The sequence below is a fragment of the Pragia fontium DSM 5563 = ATCC 49100 genome (assembly GCF_900112475.1).
In the GTDB taxonomy this organism is placed as follows: Bacteria; Pseudomonadota; Gammaproteobacteria; order Enterobacterales; family Enterobacteriaceae; genus Pragia; species Pragia fontium.
The window spans coordinates 57480-77803 of sequence record NZ_FOLW01000014.1 but is presented as its reverse complement, the minus strand read 5'-3'; the positions used below and the strand labels follow the sequence as shown (position 1 = coordinate 77803).

General features: G+C 47.1%; 14 protein-coding genes. 4 read left to right on the top strand and 10 right to left on the bottom strand.

Going from position 1 to position 20324, the window contains the following annotated elements:
- Nucleotides 1-425 precede the first annotated feature (425 nt).
- From hemG to metE, 5 genes are all read right to left on the bottom strand, one after another.
- Nucleotides 426-956: a menaquinone-dependent protoporphyrinogen IX dehydrogenase gene (gene hemG, locus BMZ28_RS15620; RefSeq protein ID WP_074824635.1), complete on the bottom strand. Its 531-nt coding sequence runs from the start codon at nt 954-956 to the stop codon at nt 426-428.
- Nucleotides 957-977: 21 nt separating this feature from the next.
- Nucleotides 978-2429, bottom strand: coding sequence for a TrkH family potassium uptake protein (locus BMZ28_RS15615; protein WP_047782348.1), 1452 nt, complete (start codon nt 2427-2429; stop codon nt 978-980).
- A 39-nt stretch (nt 2430-2468) separates the two neighbouring features.
- Nucleotides 2469-3080: an IMPACT family protein gene (locus BMZ28_RS15610; protein ID WP_047782349.1), complete on the bottom strand. Its 612-nt coding sequence runs from the start codon at nt 3078-3080 to the stop codon at nt 2469-2471.
- Nucleotides 3080-4411, bottom strand: a complete 1332-nt coding sequence (gene pepQ / locus BMZ28_RS15605; protein ID WP_074824632.1) for a Xaa-Pro dipeptidase — start codon at nt 4409-4411, stop codon at nt 3080-3082. Before pepQ ends, BMZ28_RS15610 begins: the two co-directional genes overlap by 1 nt.
- Nucleotides 4412-4518: 107 nt before the next feature.
- Nucleotides 4519-6795 (bottom strand): 5-methyltetrahydropteroyltriglutamate--homocysteine S-methyltransferase, encoded by a 2277-nt coding sequence (gene metE / locus BMZ28_RS15600; protein ID WP_074824629.1) that lies wholly within the window; start codon nt 6793-6795, stop codon nt 4519-4521.
- Between the two features lie 101 nt (nt 6796-6896).
- Between metE and metR the strand changes: the two genes are divergently transcribed.
- On the top strand, nt 6897-7793 hold the full coding sequence (gene metR, locus BMZ28_RS15595) for an HTH-type transcriptional regulator MetR (protein ID WP_074824626.1): 897 nt from the start codon (nt 6897-6899) through the stop codon (nt 7791-7793).
- A gap of 19 nt (nt 7794-7812) precedes the next feature.
- Here metR and BMZ28_RS15590 read toward each other — a convergent pair whose 3' ends face one another.
- Nucleotides 7813-8688: a carboxylate/amino acid/amine transporter gene (locus BMZ28_RS15590; protein ID WP_074824622.1), complete on the bottom strand. Its 876-nt coding sequence runs from the start codon at nt 8686-8688 to the stop codon at nt 7813-7815.
- A 213-nt stretch (nt 8689-8901) separates the two neighbouring features.
- On the opposite strand from BMZ28_RS15590, the gene BMZ28_RS15585 reads away from it, so the two are divergent.
- The gene (locus tag BMZ28_RS15585) at nt 8902-11193 is read left to right on the top strand and encodes a zinc/cadmium/mercury/lead-transporting ATPase (protein WP_074824620.1); all 2292 of its coding nucleotides are present in this window, start codon (nt 8902-8904) and stop codon (nt 11191-11193) included.
- 328 nt (nt 11194-11521) lie between these two features.
- Here the strand turns inward: BMZ28_RS15585 and edd are convergent, their stop codons facing one another.
- Nucleotides 11522-13333 (bottom strand): phosphogluconate dehydratase, encoded by a 1812-nt coding sequence (edd, locus tag BMZ28_RS15580; RefSeq protein WP_074824616.1) that lies wholly within the window; start codon nt 13331-13333, stop codon nt 11522-11524.
- A gap of 782 nt (nt 13334-14115) precedes the next feature.
- Between edd and gntR the strand changes: the two genes are divergently transcribed.
- Entirely contained in the window at nt 14116-15111 is a 996-nt protein-coding gene (gntR, locus tag BMZ28_RS15575) for a gluconate operon transcriptional repressor GntR (RefSeq protein ID WP_047782356.1), read from the top strand.
- Between the two features lie 8 nt (nt 15112-15119).
- On the opposite strand, the gene BMZ28_RS15570 is transcribed toward gntR, so the two are convergent.
- A complete protein-coding gene (locus tag BMZ28_RS15570; protein ID WP_047782357.1) occupies nt 15120-15644 on the bottom strand; it encodes a gluconokinase in 525 nt (174 codons plus the stop codon).
- 253 nt (nt 15645-15897) lie between these two features.
- On the opposite strand from BMZ28_RS15570, the gene gntT reads away from it, so the two are divergent.
- Nucleotides 15898-17232, top strand: a complete 1335-nt coding sequence (gene gntT / locus BMZ28_RS15565) for a gluconate transporter (protein ID WP_047782358.1) — start codon at nt 15898-15900, stop codon at nt 17230-17232.
- A 112-nt stretch (nt 17233-17344) separates the two neighbouring features.
- Here the strand turns inward: gntT and rhtC are convergent, their stop codons facing one another.
- Nucleotides 17345-17971 carry a threonine export protein RhtC gene (rhtC, locus tag BMZ28_RS15560; RefSeq protein WP_047782359.1) on the bottom strand — a complete coding sequence of 209 codons (627 nt, stop codon included), beginning with the start codon at nt 17969-17971 and terminating at the stop codon, nt 17345-17347.
- Nucleotides 17972-18296: 325 nt separating this feature from the next.
- Complete coding sequence (gene recQ, locus BMZ28_RS15555; protein ID WP_074824613.1) at nt 18297-20126, bottom strand: ATP-dependent DNA helicase RecQ; 1830 nt, start codon at nt 20124-20126, stop codon at nt 18297-18299.
- Between the last annotated feature and the right edge of the window lie 198 nt (nt 20127-20324).

Here is a 20324-nt window from a genome sequence, read left to right as displayed (position 1 = left end):
CGTTCAATCTGAGCCATGATCAAACTCTTCAATTAAAAGCTTGATGCTCAAAGATTACTTTCAATAATTCACAAATGAATTACTGTCTGGTCACTCTTTAAGACTTGGTATTTTTTGTTGCTGAACACCGAAGTGTCAGCGTGAGATACCGTCTTGTGAGTGCCCACACAGATTGTCTGATAAATTGTTAAAGAGCATGGCCAACAGTAAGCTTCGCTTGCTGTGGCACGGGCTGCGTATACTACGCTTTCCCGCTACAGAGTCAAGTGTTAAATCACAGATTTATTCATCTTAAACTCTGTCTTCGCCGGCTGTTGCCGGGTCAGTGGAGGCGCATTATAGGGACTCAGATTTATCTGGCAAGCGCTAATTGCAAAAAAATAACTGACTGCTGTTTGTTTAGGCGGAATGTGTCGTAAATACCGTTATTTGCTGATTAAACGTCCAAATTCCGCACCAAAGCGCTTCACCTGAGCCCAATCGGTATATTCTATTTCTTTGCTACTATCGGTTTCTCCGTCAGTCATCTTCATAATAAGTTGAATCATGACTCGGTCAATCCAGGTATAGCGTGGATAACGTAATGCTCCCGCGAACACACCACAGAGAGTTGGCTTCCACCGGGTAGCCAGCAAATACTTACGGGTATAGCTATTGGTTTGCGGCGATTGCTTTTCCGCTTTACGGGCAATTAGCGAAACCGAAACAAAAGCGGTTGGCATTTGGTTCAAGATTTCATAGTGCTTATCAACGAACGTCTTAAAAGCTTTGTGAAAATGGCCGTAGCGGATGGAAGCACCAATAAGTACACCGTTATAATCACTAAAGTTAATCTCTGGCATATCATCGATATTATAGAGATCCACCTCAATACCTTCCCGTAACTCGTTAGCTATATAAGACACGATGGCTTTGGTCTGCCCTTCGCGGCTGGAATAAATTAATAGTGCTTTCATGGTTTATTCCTTAATTCTCTGTTATTCACGCCAGAAGATTGGCGTTAACAGAACCAGAAGTGTAAAGACTTCAAGACGACCAAACATCATCGTTATAATCAGAATCCATTTAGCCGGATCGTTCACCTGAGCATAGTGACCGCCAAAATCACCGATACCAATACCCACGTTATTCAACGCCGATACTACACCGGTAAACGCAGCAAACGCATCCAGACCCGTCGCCATTAATGACAGTGTGCTGATAATAAAGACTAAGGCATAGGCAGAAAAGAATCCCCACACTGCCTCAATAACTCGCTCAGGCAATGCCCGCTGGCCTAACTTAATGGTGTACACCGCATTAGGATGAACTAACCGTTTTAATTCACGTACACCCTGTAAGCACAACAGCAGAACACGAATCACCTTCAGACCACCACCGGTTGAGCCAGCACACCCACCCAAAAAGGTCGCCATTAAGAGCATCATCGGTAAAAACGTTGGCCAGTTAGCAATGTCTTCAGTTGTAGAACCCGTGGTTGTGGTCATGGATACCACGTGGAAAATGGATTGATTGAGTGCGTCCAGCGCCGAGCCATACACATTCCATTGCCAAAGCACTAACGTACAAATGGCAATGAGCGCCAGTTGAAAAAAGAAGTACATCTTAAATTCAGGATCGCGCCAGTAAACTTTTACGCTGCGCCCGCTTAATACGGCAAAGTGCAAACCAAAGTTACAACCGGAGATAAACAGAAAGAGAGCGGTAAGATTATTAATTAATGAACTGTTGTAATAAGCCAACCCACTTTCATGCGTGGAAAATCCACCAATGGCCACGGTAGAAAAACTCTGACCAATGGCATCAAACGGCGTCATACCCGCCGCCCAAAAAGAGAGCGCACAGGCAATAGTGATCAATACATAGATAAACCAAAGCGTTTTAGCCGTTTCAGCAATACGCGGGCGCATTTTGCTGTCTTTTAGCGGACCGGGGATTTCTGCCCGATACAGCTGCATTCCCCCGACGCCTAACAGCGGCAAAATCGCCACCGCCAATACGATGATCCCCATGCCCCCCATCCATTGCAGCATCTGACGATAGAACAAAATGGCCTTGGGTAAACTGTCTAGTCCAGTAAGTACGGTGGCACCGGTGGTGGTCAGCCCGGAGAAAGATTCAAAAAAAGCATTGGTAATACTCATGCCCATTGAATCTTCAAAAATGAAAGGCAGCGCCCCCACGCTTCCCAATACGGTCCAGAATAGAACCACAATCAGGAATCCTTCGCGGGATTTAAGCTCTTTTCTCTGATGGCGATTGGGAAACCATAATATCAGGCCAATCACAATTGAAACGATAAACGTTTGGCTGAATGCACTCCCTGCGCCATCGCGATAAATCAACGCCACGATTCCTGGAACAATCATAAGTCCGGAAAACAGCATAACCAGGAGCCCGACAATACGGGTTATTGTGCGAAAATGCATTCAGGTCTAACCTTTTTCAATTAAAAAACCTGCGAATTATTACTCAACCGGAGACAAAAGCAATGTTCCACGGCTGACATCGCGCAATTTACCCGTAATTTGCTCAATATGTAATGACGGTAATGATAAAACCAGCTGGATATTCGCACCATAATCAGCGCGGACAATCGATCCGCCAACCTGCTGCAATAATGTTTCCACCATAGATAATTGTGGGTAATCACAAACTAACTGATATTCTGACTGCGGTACCTGAGTCCGGGTAGGTAATATTTTTAATGCCTGTTGCACCCCATTACCATAAGCTTTCACTAATCCGCCGGTACCTAATAAAATACCGCCGTAATAACGCACTACGACCGTAGCAATTTCCCCAACGCCACTTCCCATCAGCTGAGCCAGCATCGGTTTACCGGCGGTACCGGACGGTTCTCCGTCGTCAGAAAAACCTAACTGTTGAGAGTCATGCGGCGCGCCAGCCACAAAGGCCCAACAGTGATGACGAGCAGTCGGATGCTGATCTTTGACTTGTTGGATAAATAACTTCGCCATATCTACACCGCTCGCCGGTGCAAGATAGGTAATAAAGCGGCTTTTTTTGATTTCCTCTTCAAACGTTACCGCTTCAGAAGGTACCTGATAGGCTTCCATTAAGATAATTTTAAATCTCGCGTCATGTTTTCAACCCGGTCTTTACGAATAACCACGTTGTCTTCAATACGAATACCACCATAAGGCCTGAATTTATTAATCCGCATCCAATTAAAGTTATTCTTAAACTGACTATCGCGCCATGGTTCCAGCAGACTATCAATAAAATAGAGACCGGGTTCGATAGTCACGACCATCCCCGGTTCAAGCGCACGGGTACAGCGTAAAGCCGGATATCTTTCCGGCGCTTTAACCTGCGTACCGGTATTATCCTGCATAAAACCGGCCACATCATGCACCTGTAGCCCCAAAGGATGGCCCAGACCGTGGGGAAAGAAAGTATTACTGATACCCGTTTCAACGATATCGTCTTCGCTCATATCAACAATTAAATTATATTTTTTCAGTAGCTTGGCAATCCGTTGATGCATTTGCAAATGATATTCAACGAAGTTAACCCCTGATTTTAACGTAGCAATCAACGCTAGCTGCTCGCTATTCAGATCCTGAATCATCAGGCCGAAATCGCTGTCTTTATATCTGGCATAAGTACGCGTCAGGTCAGCAGCGTAACCATTATACTCTGCACCCGCATCAATTAAAAAGCTGTGGGACTCATCCGGCGTGCGGGGTTCCAGCTTGGTGTAATGTAGCACGGCCGCGTGTTCATTCAGCGCAATGATATTATCATAGGGTACGTTGGTATCCCGGTGCCCGGTTGCCGTAAGGTAAGCCAGATTAATATCAAACTCACTCATATCGGAATAAAACGCATCGCGCGCGGCTTTATGACCATTGATGGCGACTTTCTGAGCTTCACGCATGCAGGCCAGCTCATAATCAGTTTTATAAGAGCGATAGTAATGCAGGTAATCAATCACCGCTTTTGGATTGATATTCTTTGCTGCCACCCCCAGCCACTCCGCGCGCGCTGGGTTTGGTCCAATATAGCCAACTTTATCTAATGTCGCTGGCAAATAGTCGACGATGTTGTCGGCATTTTTTAGCGGCTGAATATTGATAACAGAAGTCCAGAAGCCATCCGGCATCGGTTCTACGCTATACCAATAATCGACGGGAGAATAAAACCACAGCTTCGGCTTATTAACGCCATCCACCCATATCCAGCAGTTTTGCACTTCCGTGACCGGTACCCAAGCCTTGAAATGGGGATTCACTTTAAACGGATAGTGTCTATCATCAAGAAACAGTTGGTTCAATTCACCAGAATGAATCAGTAAGGCATCCAACTGGTTACGCTGCAAAACATCACGGGTACGTTGCTGTAATACTGAAATATGTGCCTGGTATAACGCTGCTAACTTTTCCATCAGATCACCCAATTAAAGTTAATAACCAGACTAATTTTATCACAGCTACAAAAAAGGGCGCTGATTGCGCCCCATGATATTGCGATTAAGTGATGTAGAATCAATTATTAATAGGTTTCTCGCAGAATACGCGCTGCTTGCACCATGTTTTCCAGCGACTGACGCGTTTCCGGCCAGGCTCTGGTTTTAAGGCCGCAGTCCGGGTTAACCCATAACCGTTCAGCAGGAATACGCTGGGCGGCTCTACGCAACAGATCTTCAATCCACTCCACGCTTGGAACGTTTGGTGAGTGAATATCATAAACCCCCGGCCCAATTTCATTTGGATACTCAAATGATTCAAATGCCTCCAGTAATTCCATGTCGGAACGTGAGGTTTCAATGGTAATCACATCGGCATCCAAAGCGGTGATAGCGTCCATGATGTCATTAAACTCGCAGTAACACATATGGGTATGAATCTGGGTTTCATCCTTAACTGATGACGCATTGAGGCGGAATGCCTCCGTGGCCCAGTCCAGATAGTCTTCCCATTCCGCTTTCTTCAGCGGCAGCCCTTCGCGCAAAGCAGGTTCATCTATCTGAATAATACCAATTCCGGCCTGCTCCAAATCGCTCACTTCATCACGCAGTGCCAGAGCAATTTGCTTAGCAATGGTTTCACGGCTGACATCTTCACGCGGGAACGACCAGCAAAGAATGGTTACCGGACCGGTTAACATACCTTTGACCGGCTTAGTCGTCAGCGACTGGGCATAGCGAGCCCACTCAACGGTAATCGGTTCTGGGCGACTGATATCACCAATAATGACCGGTGGCTTAACGCAACGAGAACCATAGCTCTGCACCCAACCGTTTTGAGTAAACACAAAACCATCCAGGTGCTCACCAAAATACTCCACCATGTCATTACGTTCGGCTTCGCCGTGAACTAACACATCGAGACCCAAACGTTCTTGTTCTAAAATGGCCTGCTTAATATGTTCACTGATACCGGTACGATATTTGCCGGTATCCAGACGACCCTGTTTGAAATCAAGACGTAAAGTACGAATATCCGTGGTCTGTGGGAACGAACCGATCGTCGTTGTTGGCCACGCTGGCAGATTGTACTTAGCACGTTGCTGTTCTGCGCGAGCCGTATAAGGCTGTTGTCTCTGGCTGTCTTCAGGACGGATTTTAGCCAAGCGATTTTCAACGCTCTTATTATGTACCCGTGATGAATTCTGGCGAGCTTTGATCGGCGCACTATAATCCGCCAATTCTTGCTGTAGAGCGGCATCGGTCGCATGATTCAATGCGCGGGTTAATAAACCAATTTCTGCACATTTCTGTAGTGCAAAAGCGAACCAGCTCTTCACTTCATCATCCAGTCGTGTTTCGCGACTTAAATCAATTGGGCTATGTAATAGAGAGCAAGAAGCTGAAATCCACAGCGCCCGCTGTCCCACTAAAGGTGACAGACGACTAAACCATTCGCTTAAATCGGCACGCCATACGTTGCGGCCATTAATCACCCCTAAAGACAGCAACCAATCCGCTGGCAACTTAGCGTGTATATCAGCCAAATCGTCTTTACCGGCAACGAAGTCAATATGCAGTCCCTGAACCGGTAATTGACGAATAGTCTCCAGATTATGGCTAATACCGTCAAAGTAAGTGGTCAGTAGCAGCTTCACCGTGCCTGACAGCGCTTGATAGGCCGGTTGATAAGCCTCCAGCCACTCTTTTGGTAAATCCAGCACCAGCGCAGGCTCATCAATTTGTACCCATTCAATGCCGCGAAGTGCTAATTGCTCCAACACCTGCTGATAAACCGGCAAAATATCCTGTAGCAGCGTTAGACGATCGAACGCTTCACCTTTCACTTTACCCAGCCATAAATAGGTCAACGGGCCCAGCAATACCGGTTTAACTTTATGACCAAGGGCTAATGCTTCATCCACTTCGTCAAACAGTTGCTGCCACGCCAGTTGAAAGTTTTGGCCGCGGGTAAATTCAGGCACCATGTAGTGATAATTGGTGTTAAACCACTTGGTCATTTCCGCCGCTACCGTTGGTTTGCCCGTTGGAGCACGACCGCGACCGATGCGGAACAAGGTATCAATATCAATGTTACCGTCTTCATTACGGTGGCGTTCCGGCACATTACCCAATAACAGGCTGGTTGCCAGCACATGATCGTACCAAGCAAAGTCACCCACCGGCAGTAAATCAACGCCTGCGTCACGTTGCTGCTGCCAGTGACGAGCCCGCAGCTCTTTACCGGTTGCCAACAAACTTTCGCGATCGATATCGCCGCTCCAATAACGCTCTAATGCTTTCTTTAACTCGCGTTCCACGCCGATTCGCGGGAAACCTAAAATATGGCTCTGGATACTCATATTAACCTCATTTGGCCGTCTAGATGTTTACACATCTATAATCACCGGGTATGGTGTATCCTACAAGCGCAATCTTTTCATACTGAAGGTGAAGAATTTTCATGATCGAATTAAAGCATCTACGAAGCTTACAGGCGCTGCGTCATTCAGGCTCTCTGGCCGGTGCCGCCACTCAGCTTAACTTAACTCAATCAGCCGTCTCTCATCAGTTTAATGAAGTGGAGCAACGTCTTGGTTACCGGCTGTTTGTACGTAAAAGTCAGCCGATTCGTTTTACCGCTCAGGGTGAGATTTTGTTAGATCTGGCGGACCAAGTCCTACCGCAAATCCATCAGGCTCTACAAACCTGTAGCTCTCCACCAAAAGATAAACTGCGTCTGGCAATTGAATGCCATAGCTGCATCCAATGGTTAACGCCTGCATTAAATACCTTCCGCCAGGAATGGCCTGATATCGCTCTCGATTTTAAAGCCGGAGTCACTTTTGATCCGCAGCCAGAGTTGCAGCAGGGCGAATTAGATCTGGTGATGACTTCCGATATTCTGCCACGCAGCGGTCTGCACTATTCGCCGTTGTTTGATTTTGAAGTACGTCTGGTTGTCGCACCGGAGCATCCACTGGCGGATAAAAAAGTCCTGAAACCTGAAGATCTAACCGATGAAACCCTGTTGATCTATCCGGTTCAGCGCCAGCGACTGGATATCTGGAAGCATTTTTTACAGCCATCCGGCATCAGCCCTACCTTGAAAAGTGTTGATAACACTATGCTGCTGATTCAGATGGTTTCCGCTCAAATGGGTATCGCCGCCCTGCCACACTGGGTGATTGAAAGCGTGGAGAAGCAGGGATTGGTTGTCACTAAAACATTAGGTGAAGGTTTATGGCGCAGACTTTATGCGGCGGTACGTGACGGAGAGCAGAATCAATTAGCAATTAGTACCTTTATTGACATTGCCCGCCGTCACGCCAGTACGTTACCGTTTATTAAACTGGCTTAAGGTGACAGTGGTGAAATATTCAGGCAGATTTGTGCACGGTTTTGACGTGGGGAACAACCCATCGCTTATGAACCAGTAACGACAGCATAATAATGCCGCCGCCAATAACCAACCTGAGCCAGTCAACATTGTGCTGCCAAATAGCAAAGTTAACCAATAGTCCTGCGGGAATCAGCGCATTATTCATAATTGCCAAGGTACCGGCATCAACCTGCGTTGCGCCATAGTTCCACATGAAATACCCCAGACCGGAGGCACCAATACCTAACCAAACCAGAATTCCCCACTGGAGTCCCGTTGTCGGCATTTTGCTGATATCACCAAACAGCAGCCAGGCAATACTCGCCACCACAAGCGCCCCCAGATAAAACCACGAAAACGCACTACGCTGAGGCATCGGATACACTTCCATTAGCCTTTTATAGCCGACCTGACCTATCGCGAAGCAGATATTGGCCCCCTGAACAAAAAACAGACCAAGCCAAAACTGAGCACTCAACTGGTTATAGCGGATCACCGCTGCACCAATAACCGCCAGCAGTGCACTCAATAAATAGCCAACTCGCAGACGATTACCCGCTAACAGATCGTAAATCAGCGTGACGTAAATCGGCGTCATAATGGTAAACAACAATATCTCTGGCACGCTGAGATAGAGAAATGACTGGTAATAGAACAAATACATAATGCCAAGCTGGAAAGCGCCAACCAGCATAAATAACAACGCTTGCTTCAGACTCACGCCGCGAATGCGTAAAAAAGGCAAAAATACCAGAAAGGCCAGTGCAATGCGGATAAACACCGCAAACCAAGTATCAACCTGGCCGGATAAATAAACGCCAATTAGACTAAAAGAAAATGCCCAAAGTATCGTGGTTGTGACCAGTAACGGCATATCGAACGCCACCTTGCTAATTCAGCTTCAAGAAGGCGGAGTATAAAAGAAAGCAGTTATTCACTCTAACACTATTTAGTTTACGTTTGATTAAATAACAGTCTTACTGAAGGTTTTTATCCTTGTCATATTTTACCAATAATAAACATTGACTCTGGAGTAGACTCCAAGGTGTAGAGTAACCTCATTATGAGTGGATGAAGGTACCATCAAATGAATAACCATAGCGAAAACAAAAGCATACCATCCGATGTACATGATTTATCAGATCAACATGGCCACAGTCATGAGCACCCCCACGATCATGATGAACATCATCATGGTGCATGCGCTATACAAAATGAACATGATGGTCAGGATCAACCAATGGCAGAAATCGCCAAGGGTAACACTCGCCTAACCTGGCAAGTCTTTGGTATGGACTGCCCAAGCTGTGCAAAGAAAGTGGAAACTGCGGTTAGCCAGGTTTCCGGCGTTGAGCACGCTAAAATTCTCTTTGCCACCGAAAAACTGGTCGTCGACGCTAGCCAGAGCCACAATATCGCCGAACGTATTGAGCAGGCAGTAAAGAAAGCGGGATACTCGCTCAGCTCCGGCTCGGATACCACGCCTGCCGCTAAACCGTCTGTCACACAGCAGCGCCTAAAAGAGTATGGCCCTCCGGCACTAATGGCGATCATGATTCTACTTAGTTGGCTGTTGGAGTCATTCTACCCAACCGCTGGCCGCATCGCTTTCACCGTAACCACTATCGTTGGCCTGATTCCAATTGGCTTACAGGCCATCCGCCTTACCCGTTCTGGGACACCTTTTGCCATTGAAACGCTGATGAGCGTCTCCGCTATCGGTGCACTGTTTATCGGTGCGACGGAAGAAGCGGCGATGGTACTGATGTTATTTATGATCGGCGAATTACTGGAATCCTACGCAGCAAACCGGGCACGCCAAGGCGTTACCGCTTTAATGGCGCTATTGCCAGAAGAGGCCGTGCAGATCGTTAACGGTGAACGAAAAATGGTACCAACCGGTAACTTACGCCCCGGAGATATTATTGAAATCGCTCCCGGTACGCGTTTACCGGTAGATGCTCAATTGCTTGGAACCAGTGCCAGCTTTGATGAAAGTGCTCTGACTGGGGAGTCGATTCCCGTTGAGCGCGTAAACGGAGAAAAAGTCGCCGCCGGTAGTCTGGCCGTTGATACCGTGATACAGCTAAAAGTTCTGTCCGAACCAGGGCAGAACGCTATTGACCGTATTCTCACCCTGATTGAAGAAGCAGAAGAACGCCGCGCGCCGATTGAACGCTTTATCGATCGCTTCAGTCGCTATTACACCCCGGCTATTATGCTGTTTGCGTTTTTCGTGGTGATAGTACCTCCACTGCTGTTTTCCCAACCGTGGGAAACCTGGATTTATCGCGGCTTAACTCTGCTGTTAATTGGCTGTCCATGTGCGCTGGTTATCTCAACACCGGCGGCCATTACCTCTGCGCTGGCTTCAGCGACTCGTCGAGGTGCCTTGATCAAGGGAGGTGCGGCACTGGAGCAGTTAGGAACCATCAGCCAAATCGCCTTCGATAAAACCGGTACCCTGACGGAAGGTAAACCGATGGTTACCGACGTGATACCGCTGCAAAACATGACTGAAGCTCAGCTCCTGTCTCTGTCAGCATCTGTTGAATCTGGTTCGCACCATCCTCTGGCGCAGGCGATTATCCGCCGTACCGAAGAAAGCTCGATTAACTACGTTCAGGCCGATCAGCGTCGCGCTATCGCCGGAGTTGGAGTACAAGGTACCGTTGACGGACAAACCATCCTGATTAGTTCTCCATCCAAACTCAGCGCAGAACAGCTTTCAGACAGTCTGCAATTACAGGTTATGCAGTTAGAAGAACAGGGGAAAACCGTCGTCGTTGCACTTCAGGATAATCAAGTGATTGGCCTGCTGGCCTTGCGCGATACCCTGCGCGCCGATGCCAAACAGGCTTTAGCAGCACTGAATAAGATCGGCGTAAACGGTGTGATGCTAACCGGGGATAACCCACGAGCCGCCGCCGCTATCGCTCATGAACTGAATATTGAATATGAAGCCAGCCTGTTGCCGGAAGACAAAGTGAGCGCAGTGATTGCCCTGAATAAACAGCAGCCAACGGCAATGGTGGGAGACGGCATCAATGACGCCCCAGCCATGAAGTCAGCAACAATTGGTATCGCTATGGGTGGCGGAACCGATGTTGCATTAGAAACTGCCGATGCCGCATTAACCCATAACCGCCTGATTGGCCTGTCGGATATGATTGTGCTATCCCGAGCGACGCGAAAAATTATCCGTCAGAACATCACCATCGCCCTTGGCCTGAAAGCAATTTTTCTGGTCACCAGCTTAATCGGACTAACCGGCCTGTGGTTAGCGGTATTAGCCGATTCCGGTGCAACGGCTCTGGTGACGGCTAATGCGCTGAGGTTATTGCGGAAAAGGAAGGAAGAGGAAGAGATTGAGAAATAATATGTTATGACCATCGGGAGCACTGAATTTAGCCGACATCATCAATAAGGTAGCACGAGCAGCATGGATGCTGTGAGAGGCATAGCGCCGCCGGGAGCGGGTCTATGCCGGTGCGTTAAGCCTTATTGATGGTGGGGGGCAGTCGCCATAGGCGACCTAAATTCCGGTGCGGAAGGCGCGGGGTGTTGGGGCATTCGCCTTAATGCCCCAACTCGCTGCAAGCCCGACTGCTGATTTAAATACTGAACTATCGGCAGCGAAACCGATTGAGGCGCTTAATATTTTGCAGTTAAAGCGCATATATCGGTGGTAAAACGCATACTAAACGTTAAAACTTAAAACAACTGGCACCTTGCTCTGCTCCAGAAATATTTTCTCTCAGCGTCGAAAACAACTCACGTCCCATACCAATATGGGAAGCAGATAAGTCAGGTTGTGCAGGGGTACGACGAGCCAGTTCATCCGCCTCAACCAACAGGCTAAGTTCTCCCGTCGTGCCATCAACCTGAATCATATCGCCGTCCTGCACTTTAGCCAGCAAACCACCTACATAGGCTTCTGGCGTCACATGAATTGCAGCCGGAACTTTACCTGAGGCACCGGATAAACGGCCATCGGTAACTAGCGCCACATTAAAACCGCGATCCATCAATACGCCTAATGGTGGCATCAGTTTATGCAGCTCCGGCATACCAATCGCTTTTGGCCCCTGAAAACGCACCACAATGATGCAATCTCGATCCAACTGACCGGCATTAAATGCGTCATCAATAGCGTATTGGCTGTCAAACACCACCGCTGGCGCTTTGATAATCTGACGATCTTGCGGTACCGCAGACGTTTTCATAACTGCTCGCCCCAGATTTCCCGACAAGACCTTCGTTCCACCGTGTTTAACAAAAGGCGCTTCCAGCGAGGAAATAACCTCAGGATCCAGAGAAGCATGAGGGCCATCGCGATACACCAGTTGCCCTTCTTCCAGAAACGGTTCCTGTGTATAACGATGCAGGCCAAAGCCAGCGACGGTATGGACGTCTTCATGTAGCAGTCCACCCTTCAGCAATTCACGAACCAGTAATGAAACACCGCCAGCGGCCTGAAAGTAGTTAATATCGCCCGGGCCATTAGGATAAATACGGCATAGCAGCGGCACCACTTCAGATAGTTCAGAAAAGTCATCCCAGGTAATCGTGATACCCGCCGCTTTCGCCATCGCAACCAAGTGCATGGTGTGGTTCGTCGAACCACCGGTTGCCAACAGGGCAACAATCCCGTTCACCATCACTTTTTCGTCAACCAAACGTCCCACTGGCAGATACTCACCGGAGGCTTCTGTCATACGCGTTACCTGACGAGCAGCCGCATCCGTTAATGCATCCCGTAGGGGAATATCCGGATAAACAAAAGAAGACCCCGGCAGATGCAGTCCCATTACTTCCATCACCATCTGGTTGGAATTAGCGGTGCCGTAAAACGTACAAGTCCCCGGAGAGTGATAAGCATTAGCCTCAGATTCCAGCAGTTCCTCACGCCCAACCTTACCTTCTGCATATAACTGACGAATGCGCACTTTTTCTTTATTAGAGGCACCGGTACGCATAGGACCCGCGGGGACAAACACCGTAGGCAGATGGCCGAATGACATAGCGGCAATAAACAGCCCCGGTACAATCTTATCGCACACGCCAAGAAACAATGCGCCATCAAACATATTGTGGGATAGACCAATCGCTGCCGACATCGCAATTAAATCGCGACTTAGCAGGGAAAGCTCCATGCCATCCTGCCCCTGAGTGACGCCATCACACATTGCCGGTACACCACCGGCGACCTGACCAACTGCGCCAACGGCATGCAAGGCGTTCTTAAGTCGTTCAGGATAATGTTCATAAGGTTGATGGGCTGAAAGCATATCGTTATAGGACGTAATGATACCGATATTACTTTTTACCATATTCTTGAGGGAGAGTTTGTCATCCACAGAACAGGCGGCAAAACCATGGGCCAGATTACCGCAGGAAAGCTGTGACCGGTGTACGGTCTTACTCTTTGCCGCATCAATTTTTGCCAAATATTGACAGCGTTCATTCTGGGAACGGGCAATAATTTTCTGGGTAACGCGCTCAACAATAGGATTCATGTTATTCCCCACTTTTCATAAAAGTGTTTTAAATATTGATAAAAAGAATATTTAAATAACGCTATCAAAAGACTAAGAAGAAATAACCAAATAGGTATATATAACCCATAATTTTATTATCACTGGGTTGTATCACTATTATTTTAGATTAAATCTTAAATAAGCATAAAATAAATTATTGCTGCTTATTTAAAATCTAAACAGTTTATGACTCTCTATTCTTACGCCATTATCTGTGTGCTATTTTTCCCAATACCGTCCCCTTTTGGAAGCTAGGTCATCATGTCATAAAGCTACTATATACCCAAATGATACCGGTAACAATACGTTTTAAGGCTCAATTTTACTCGATTCAGCTAACAAGCAGATTGTTTTGTGACCTCAATCACAGTTGTGATTATTAACACAAATCTTTATCATTTCTCTGACTAAAAAACGATGGCAATATTCAGGCGTAAAAATAATACGTCCTCTGTTTCCTTCATGTTAAAAACATTTTAAGTTAACGCACTAAAGTAATCAGGAACTATTTTTTCAACGGTAAAAATAGAATTCAAATAAAGATAAAAGATGTCTTTATACTCAGCGCATATTATTCAGTACTATCAACGGCGAATCATAGACTCTCATGTACCTGTAAAACAGAGCATACTAAAAAGTTAATGAGGGATATAAATGAATCACCATAAATAAACCTATCGGAAACCGCCACAAATATACCCGTCTGGCGTTTTCTTTGTTAAACTAAGTCATCTATCGTTCACTATTTAATTATTTGAAAAATGAAGAAAAAAAGACCTGGGCTTCAAGATGTCGCTAACCAAGTTGGCGTAACAAAGATGACGATCAGTCGCTATTTGCGCGATCCATCACAGGTCTCTGCGGCATTAGGCAGCAAAATAGCCGTAGCATTAGATGAACTGGGCTATATTCCCAATCGAGCACCGGAAATCTTGTCCAATGCCACCAGTAAAGCTATTGGCGTACTGCTTCCTTCATTGACCAACCAGGTGTTTGCCGAAGTCTTGCGCGGTATTGAAAGCGTAACCGACTCTCACGGTTACCAAACTATGTTAGCCCACTATGGCTACCATCCTGAACGTGAAGAAATGCGCCTGACTTCTTTGCTTTCTTATAATATTGACGGTTTGATACTCTCTGAGCGTAACCATACCGAACGAACGCGGAAAATGATCGAGGTTGCCGGTATTCCGGTGATCGAAATTATGGATAGCGCTTCTCCCTGTCTCGATCTGGCGGTAGGCTTTAATAACTATGATGCGGCTTATCAAATGACGAAAGAGATAATTCGCAGCGGACATACCCATACCGTTTACCTTGGTGCTCGTCAGGATGAACGTACAGTAATTAAATTGCAGGGATATCAACAGGCTATGCGTGAGTTTGGTCTGGAGCCCCGTAGTATCTGTACTGACCGCTCATCGTCTTACAGTCTCGGCTGTGAATTACTGAAAGAAGCCCGCCGGGTTTATCCTGATACTGACAGCATATTCTGTACCAACGATGATATTGCGATCGGGGCGGCATTCGAATGTCAGCGTCAGGGCTTACACATTCCAAAAGATATGGCCATTGCAGGCTTCCACGGGCACGATATTGGTCAATCAATGGAGCCTAAACTCACCAGCGTCTTAACCCCTCGTGAAAAGATGGGGCAAGTCGCAGCAGAAAGATTACTTGCCCGTTTGCGCGGTGAAACGGTTACCCCAAAAATGCTTGATTTAGGCTTCACTATTATCCAGGGCGGCAGCATTTAAAGCAGCAATTAGCGGGTTTTCACGCCCGCCTGACGCAACGCTTCAACACCGCGTTCAACCACCTGAGTGAAATCGCCGGTGATATCAATAGAGATCACATCAGGCTCCTCAGCAGTCGGCTCTTCCAAGGCATCAAACTGACTTTTTAATAAATCAGTCGGCATATAGTGACCGGCACGCGCTTTCAAACGCTCTAAAATCACATCGAAGCTGCCTTTCATATACAGGAAAATCATCTCCGGATTACCTTCACGCAGGCGATCGCGATAGCGGCGTTTCAGCGCAGAGCAGACAATCAAACCCACTTCATTTTTATGACGTAGGCTATACGCCGCATCATTCAGACGTTCAAGCCAAGGAGCGCGATCGTTATCATCCAACGGATGGCCGCTGGCCATCTTCTGAATATTTGCCCGCGGATGCAGATCATCGCCATCAATAAACTTAGCACCTAACTCTCTGGCAACGGCTGCTCCTACGCTGGATTTCCCGCATCCAGAGACGCCCATAATAATTATGCTTTGTCCCGTCATAAGTTTGATCTCTATCTCAAAATGAACATTTAAGCCTTCTCTATAGTTCCCTATCCTAGCACGTTACCGGTATCATGATACCGGTAACAAACAAAGATGTGATAAATATCACAAATAGAAAATGAAGCAATAATGCTGGTTATTGCAGATAAATATAAAGATATGACGCTATCTTCTGGAAAAACGTCGATTCATATATCAACCTGAAATAAGCTGTATTGGGTTGATACGGTACATACATCGGAGAACTATTATGCCATTAGTGATTGTCGTGATTGGCGTAGCCCTACTACTGCTACTGATGATCCGTTGCAAGCTAAACGGTTTCATTTCACTGATACTGGTTTCGCTGGTTGTTGGTCTTGCGCTGGGTTACACCACTCAAGGTGCATTCAACGTAAACGGCGTTATTGTCTCAATTAAAAATGGTGTCGGCGGGACGCTAGGCAGTTTAGCCTTAATCATGGGCTTTGGTGCCATGTTGGGTAAATTACTGGCTGACTGTGGCGGTGCCCAACGTATTGCCACCACCTTAATTGCCAAATTCGGTAGAGAGCGCATTCAGTGGGCTATCGTACTGACCGGTTTTGTTGTTGGTTTTGCGTTATTCTATGAAGTTGGTTTTGTCCTGTTGCTGCCTTTGGTCTTTACTATTGCAGCATCTGCACGTATTCCACTGTTGTTTATCGGTGTTCCAATGGCGGCGGCCTTATCCGTGACTCACGCCTTACTTCCGCCACACCCGGGTCCGACAGCAATCGCTATTCTATTTAAAGCCGATATGGGTAAAACTCTATTATTCGGTACCTTAATTGCTATCCCAACCGTTATTCTGGCTGGCCCGGTTTATGCCCGCTTCCTGAAAGGCATTGATAAGCCGGTTCCTGAAGGCCTGCACAATCCGAAAGTCTTCACCGAAAGCGAAATGCCAAGCTTTATCGTCAGCGTAGCAACCACGTTAGTACCGGTCGTGCTGATGGCTGGTCGAGCGGTTGCTGAAATGACGCTGCCGAAAGGCCACGCCATTTTGTCCTATGCCGAGTTCTTAGGCGATCCGGTTATGGCAACGCTGATTGCGGTATTAATCGCTATCTTCACCTTTGGCCTAAACCGTGGTCGCACCATGGACCAGATTATGGATACCATCAGCGACTCCATTAAAATCATTGCCATGATGTTGATGATCATCGGCGGCGGCGGCGCCTTCAAACAGATTCTGGTTGATGGTGGCGTTTCAGGATATATCGAAACACTGATGGCTGGCAGTACCCTTTCGCCATTATTCATGGGTTGGGCTATCGCAGCTGTTTTACGTTTGGCACTAGGTTCTGCCACAGTAGCAGCAATGACTGCCGGTGGTATCGTAACGCCTTTACTGGCCATGTCTGGCGTCAGCCCTGAACTGATGGTGTTAGCCGTTGGCTCCGGTAGCGTTATCTTCTCTCACGTGAACGATCCAGGTTTCTGGCTATTCAAAGAGTACTTTAACCTGACTATCGCAGAAACTATCAAGTCATGGTCAGTACTGGAAACCATTATTTCAGTTTGTGGCCTGATTGGCTGCCTGCTGTTAAGCATGGTTATCTAAATAAAAAACGGCATGAAAAAACCGGCTGGTTAAACCTGGCCGGTTTTTTTATGTACAACACATAAGCCAATCGAATGTCATTATCTGCTTAACGCTGGCATCTCATCTTCAATTAATAGAAACGAGACGTGATTAAATGTAGCCCAAAGCCTGCAAATAAAGCGCCAGCGATACCATCAATCCATTTTGCTACTCGCTGATAACCACTACGCATCACCGGCAAAGCAAAAATAAAGGCCACCAACGTAAACCAAATCAAGGTTTCCAGCGCAATTAAAGCAAATAGCCCCCAACGAGTACTACCGGCAATATCATCACCAACAAATACCGAGAATACACTGCCGAAATAAATTAGAGCCTTCGGGTTAGACAGGTTAGTAAACAGTCCACGCAAAAATGAATGACTGTTGTGGCTGGTATCAGCACCACTGACCATGTTTTCTTGAGGCAGGCTCTTACTGAACGCAGAACGCAGCAAACTGACACCCATCCAGCATAAATAGGCACCACCACACACCACAATCAGGCTATGTAACCAGGCCATTTGTTGCAATAAAATATGCAGTCCCAACAGCGCGATCGCAGCCCATACCATAACACCACTGAAAATTCCCATTGCCGCATACATCGCTTCTTTACGGGAGCGGCTAACTGCGGTTTGCGAAACAAAAAAGAAATCAGGTCCGGGTGTGGCTAATGCAACAAGCTGCACCACCGCAACGGTTAAAAATAGCGTCATGGGATTCTCTTTAACTTAAAGGTTTTTCAAATTATTTTGACTACGCTGGCGACAAACCATCACCATACATAATACGGCCGTATTGTACGCTTACCTTCAAAAGATAACAGACTCGCCGGGTTTTGAGCAGCACCTTGAGCTGTACGGTAATCTTGCCAGTTTACACCGACATATCTTCAATCGCAGAAGCAGCTTTGTTGTGTACATCATGGAATAGAATGATGCTTTTACAGCAGAGTAATATCAGGCCTCTGGATTGATAATTATCTTATTCCATCGAACGATGGAGGACTAATGAAAAATGAAGGATGGTGATCAAAAAACGCTAATCTGGGCTGACTAAATGATCGCGAATCAACGTCAGGAATGGTTGCCCAAACCTCTCCAGCTTGCGATAACCCACTCCATTTACCGATAACAGTTCACTTTCACGGGTTGGCTGTTGCTCTGCCATTTCTAACAAAGTGGCATCATTAAACACCACGTAGGGCGGAATATTCTCTTCGTCCGCGATCGACTTGCGCAGCTTGCGTAATTTGGCAAACAGCTTACGGTCATAGTTGCCAGCAAAGCTTTTCGAGGCAGAACTGCTACGTGATTTAAGATTCAACAACCTCGGCACCGCCAGTTGCAGTGGCGTTTCACCACGTAAAACCGGACGCGCGGCCTCAGTAAGCTGTAATGCAGAAAACTGGGCAATATTTTGCGTCAGCAATCCCAAGTGAATCAGTTGACGTATCACGCTAACCCAGTGTTCATGACTCTGATCTTTACCAATACCGTACACCGGCAGTTTATCGTGGCCAAACTCGCGGATACGCATGTTATTAGCCCCACGTAGAATTTCCGCAATATAGCCAATACCAAAACGTTGACCCACTCGGTACACGCAAGAAAGTACTTTCTGGGCATCCACCAAACCATCATAGCGTTGCGGCGGATCGAGACAAATATCACAGTTGCCACACGGTTGCTGCTTACTTTCACCAAAGTAGTTCAGCAGCACCAATCGACGACAGGTCTGTGCTTCGGCAAAGGCGCTCATTGCATTCAGCTTATGCCGTTCTATGTCCTGTAATGCCCCTTCCGGTTTTTCATCCAGGCAGCGGCGCAGCCAAACCATATCCGCTGGGTCATAGAACAGGATAGCCTCAGCAGGTAAGCCATCGCGCCCCGCGCGACCTGTTTCCTGATAGTAGGATTCAATATTGCGAGGAATGTCAAAATGCACCACAAAGCGCACGTTAGGTTTGTTAATCCCCATACCAAACGCTACGGTAGCCACCACAATCTGTAGGTCGTCACGCTGAAAGGCTTCCTGAACCGCCTCTCGGCTATCGTTATCCATTCCGGCATGATAGGCCGCCACGCTGAGGCCTTTAGCCTTCAATCGTGCCGCCGCATCTTCTACTTTTTTGCGGCTATTGCAGTAAATAATGCCGCTTTTACCGCGCTGATCCTGCACATAGCGTAATAGCTGATCGGTAGGTTTAAACTTCTCCATTAGGGTATAGCGAATATTGGGACGGTCGAAGCTACTGATATGAATCAGCGGATCGCGTAAATCCAATAAGCGATTAATATCCTGACGGGTCGTTTCATCCGCCGTTGCCGTTAAGGCTATAAACGGTAGGTTAGGAAAATGTTTGCGTAAGGAGCCAAGGGCACGGTATTCCGGACGGAAATCGTGCCCCCACTGGGAAATACAGTGAGCTTCATCAACGGCCAGTAACGATGGATTCCAGCCACTAAGCTGTTCAAGGAAATTATCCATCATCAGTCGCTCAGGGGCGACGTACAGTAGCTTCATCTGACCACTACGGCAGGCGGAGATCACCTCATACTGTTGCTCTCGCGTCTGACTGGAATTGAGGCAACCGGCAGAAACACCGTTTGCCCGCAATTGATCCACCTGATCCTTCATCAGGGAGATCAGCGGAGAGATAACCAGCGTTATACCGTCCAGCAACAGGGCCGGAAGCTGATAGCATAGCGATTTACCGCCGCCGGTCGGCATCACTACCAGACAATCGCGCCCCGAAACGGCCTCACAGACAATCTCCTGCTGACCTGGACGAAATTGATGATAGCCAAAGGTGTCACGTAATACCTGTGCGGCTAAAGCTTCCGAATTGATAACAACCGCAGTTGACACCTTAATCCCCTGTTACTGGTAATGGGGGGTATTTTAGGCTGATTCGCGGCGTTTGTCGTCCCTAATGGAAAGTAAAAAAATAAAAAGCAACGTACGCCGCAATATTCAGACAAAAAATATCACCGCCATACTTAAAAAGAGGGAACTAACCTGCAATTAACATGCTTATACATAAAGGATTTTAATCAACAAGTGATA

Excerpts from the sequence above, each read along its gene's own strand:
- metR (WP_074824626.1), top strand. The coding sequence starts at position 6,897 with ATGATCGAATTAAAGCATCTACGAAGCTTACAGGCGCTGCGTCATTCA.
- gntT (WP_047782358.1), top strand. The coding sequence starts at position 15,898 with ATGCCATTAGTGATTGTCGTGATTGGCGTAGCCCTACTACTGCTACTG.
- pepQ (WP_074824632.1), bottom strand. The coding sequence starts at position 4,411 with ATGGAAAAGTTAGCAGCGTTATACCAGGCACATATTTCAGTATTACAG.
- BMZ28_RS15585 (WP_074824620.1), top strand. The coding sequence starts at position 8,902 with ATGAATAACCATAGCGAAAACAAAAGCATACCATCCGATGTACATGAT.
- rhtC (WP_047782359.1), bottom strand. The coding sequence starts at position 17,971 with ATGACGCTATTTTTAACCGTTGCGGTGGTGCAGCTTGTTGCATTAGCC.
- BMZ28_RS15590 (WP_074824622.1), bottom strand. The coding sequence starts at position 8,688 with ATGCCGTTACTGGTCACAACCACGATACTTTGGGCATTTTCTTTTAGT.
- hemG (WP_074824635.1), bottom strand. The coding sequence starts at position 956 with ATGAAAGCACTATTAATTTATTCCAGCCGCGAAGGGCAGACCAAAGCC.
- BMZ28_RS15610 (WP_047782349.1), bottom strand. The coding sequence starts at position 3,080 with ATGGAAGCCTATCAGGTACCTTCTGAAGCGGTAACGTTTGAAGAGGAA.
- edd (WP_074824616.1), bottom strand. The coding sequence starts at position 13,333 with ATGAATCCTATTGTTGAGCGCGTTACCCAGAAAATTATTGCCCGTTCC.
- BMZ28_RS15615 (WP_047782348.1), bottom strand. The coding sequence starts at position 2,429 with ATGCATTTTCGCACAATAACCCGTATTGTCGGGCTCCTGGTTATGCTG.
- BMZ28_RS15570 (WP_047782357.1), bottom strand. The coding sequence starts at position 15,644 with ATGACGGGACAAAGCATAATTATTATGGGCGTCTCTGGATGCGGGAAA.
- metE (WP_074824629.1), bottom strand. The coding sequence starts at position 6,795 with ATGAGTATCCAGAGCCATATTTTAGGTTTCCCGCGAATCGGCGTGGAA.
- gntR (WP_047782356.1), top strand. The coding sequence starts at position 14,116 with ATGAAGAAAAAAAGACCTGGGCTTCAAGATGTCGCTAACCAAGTTGGC.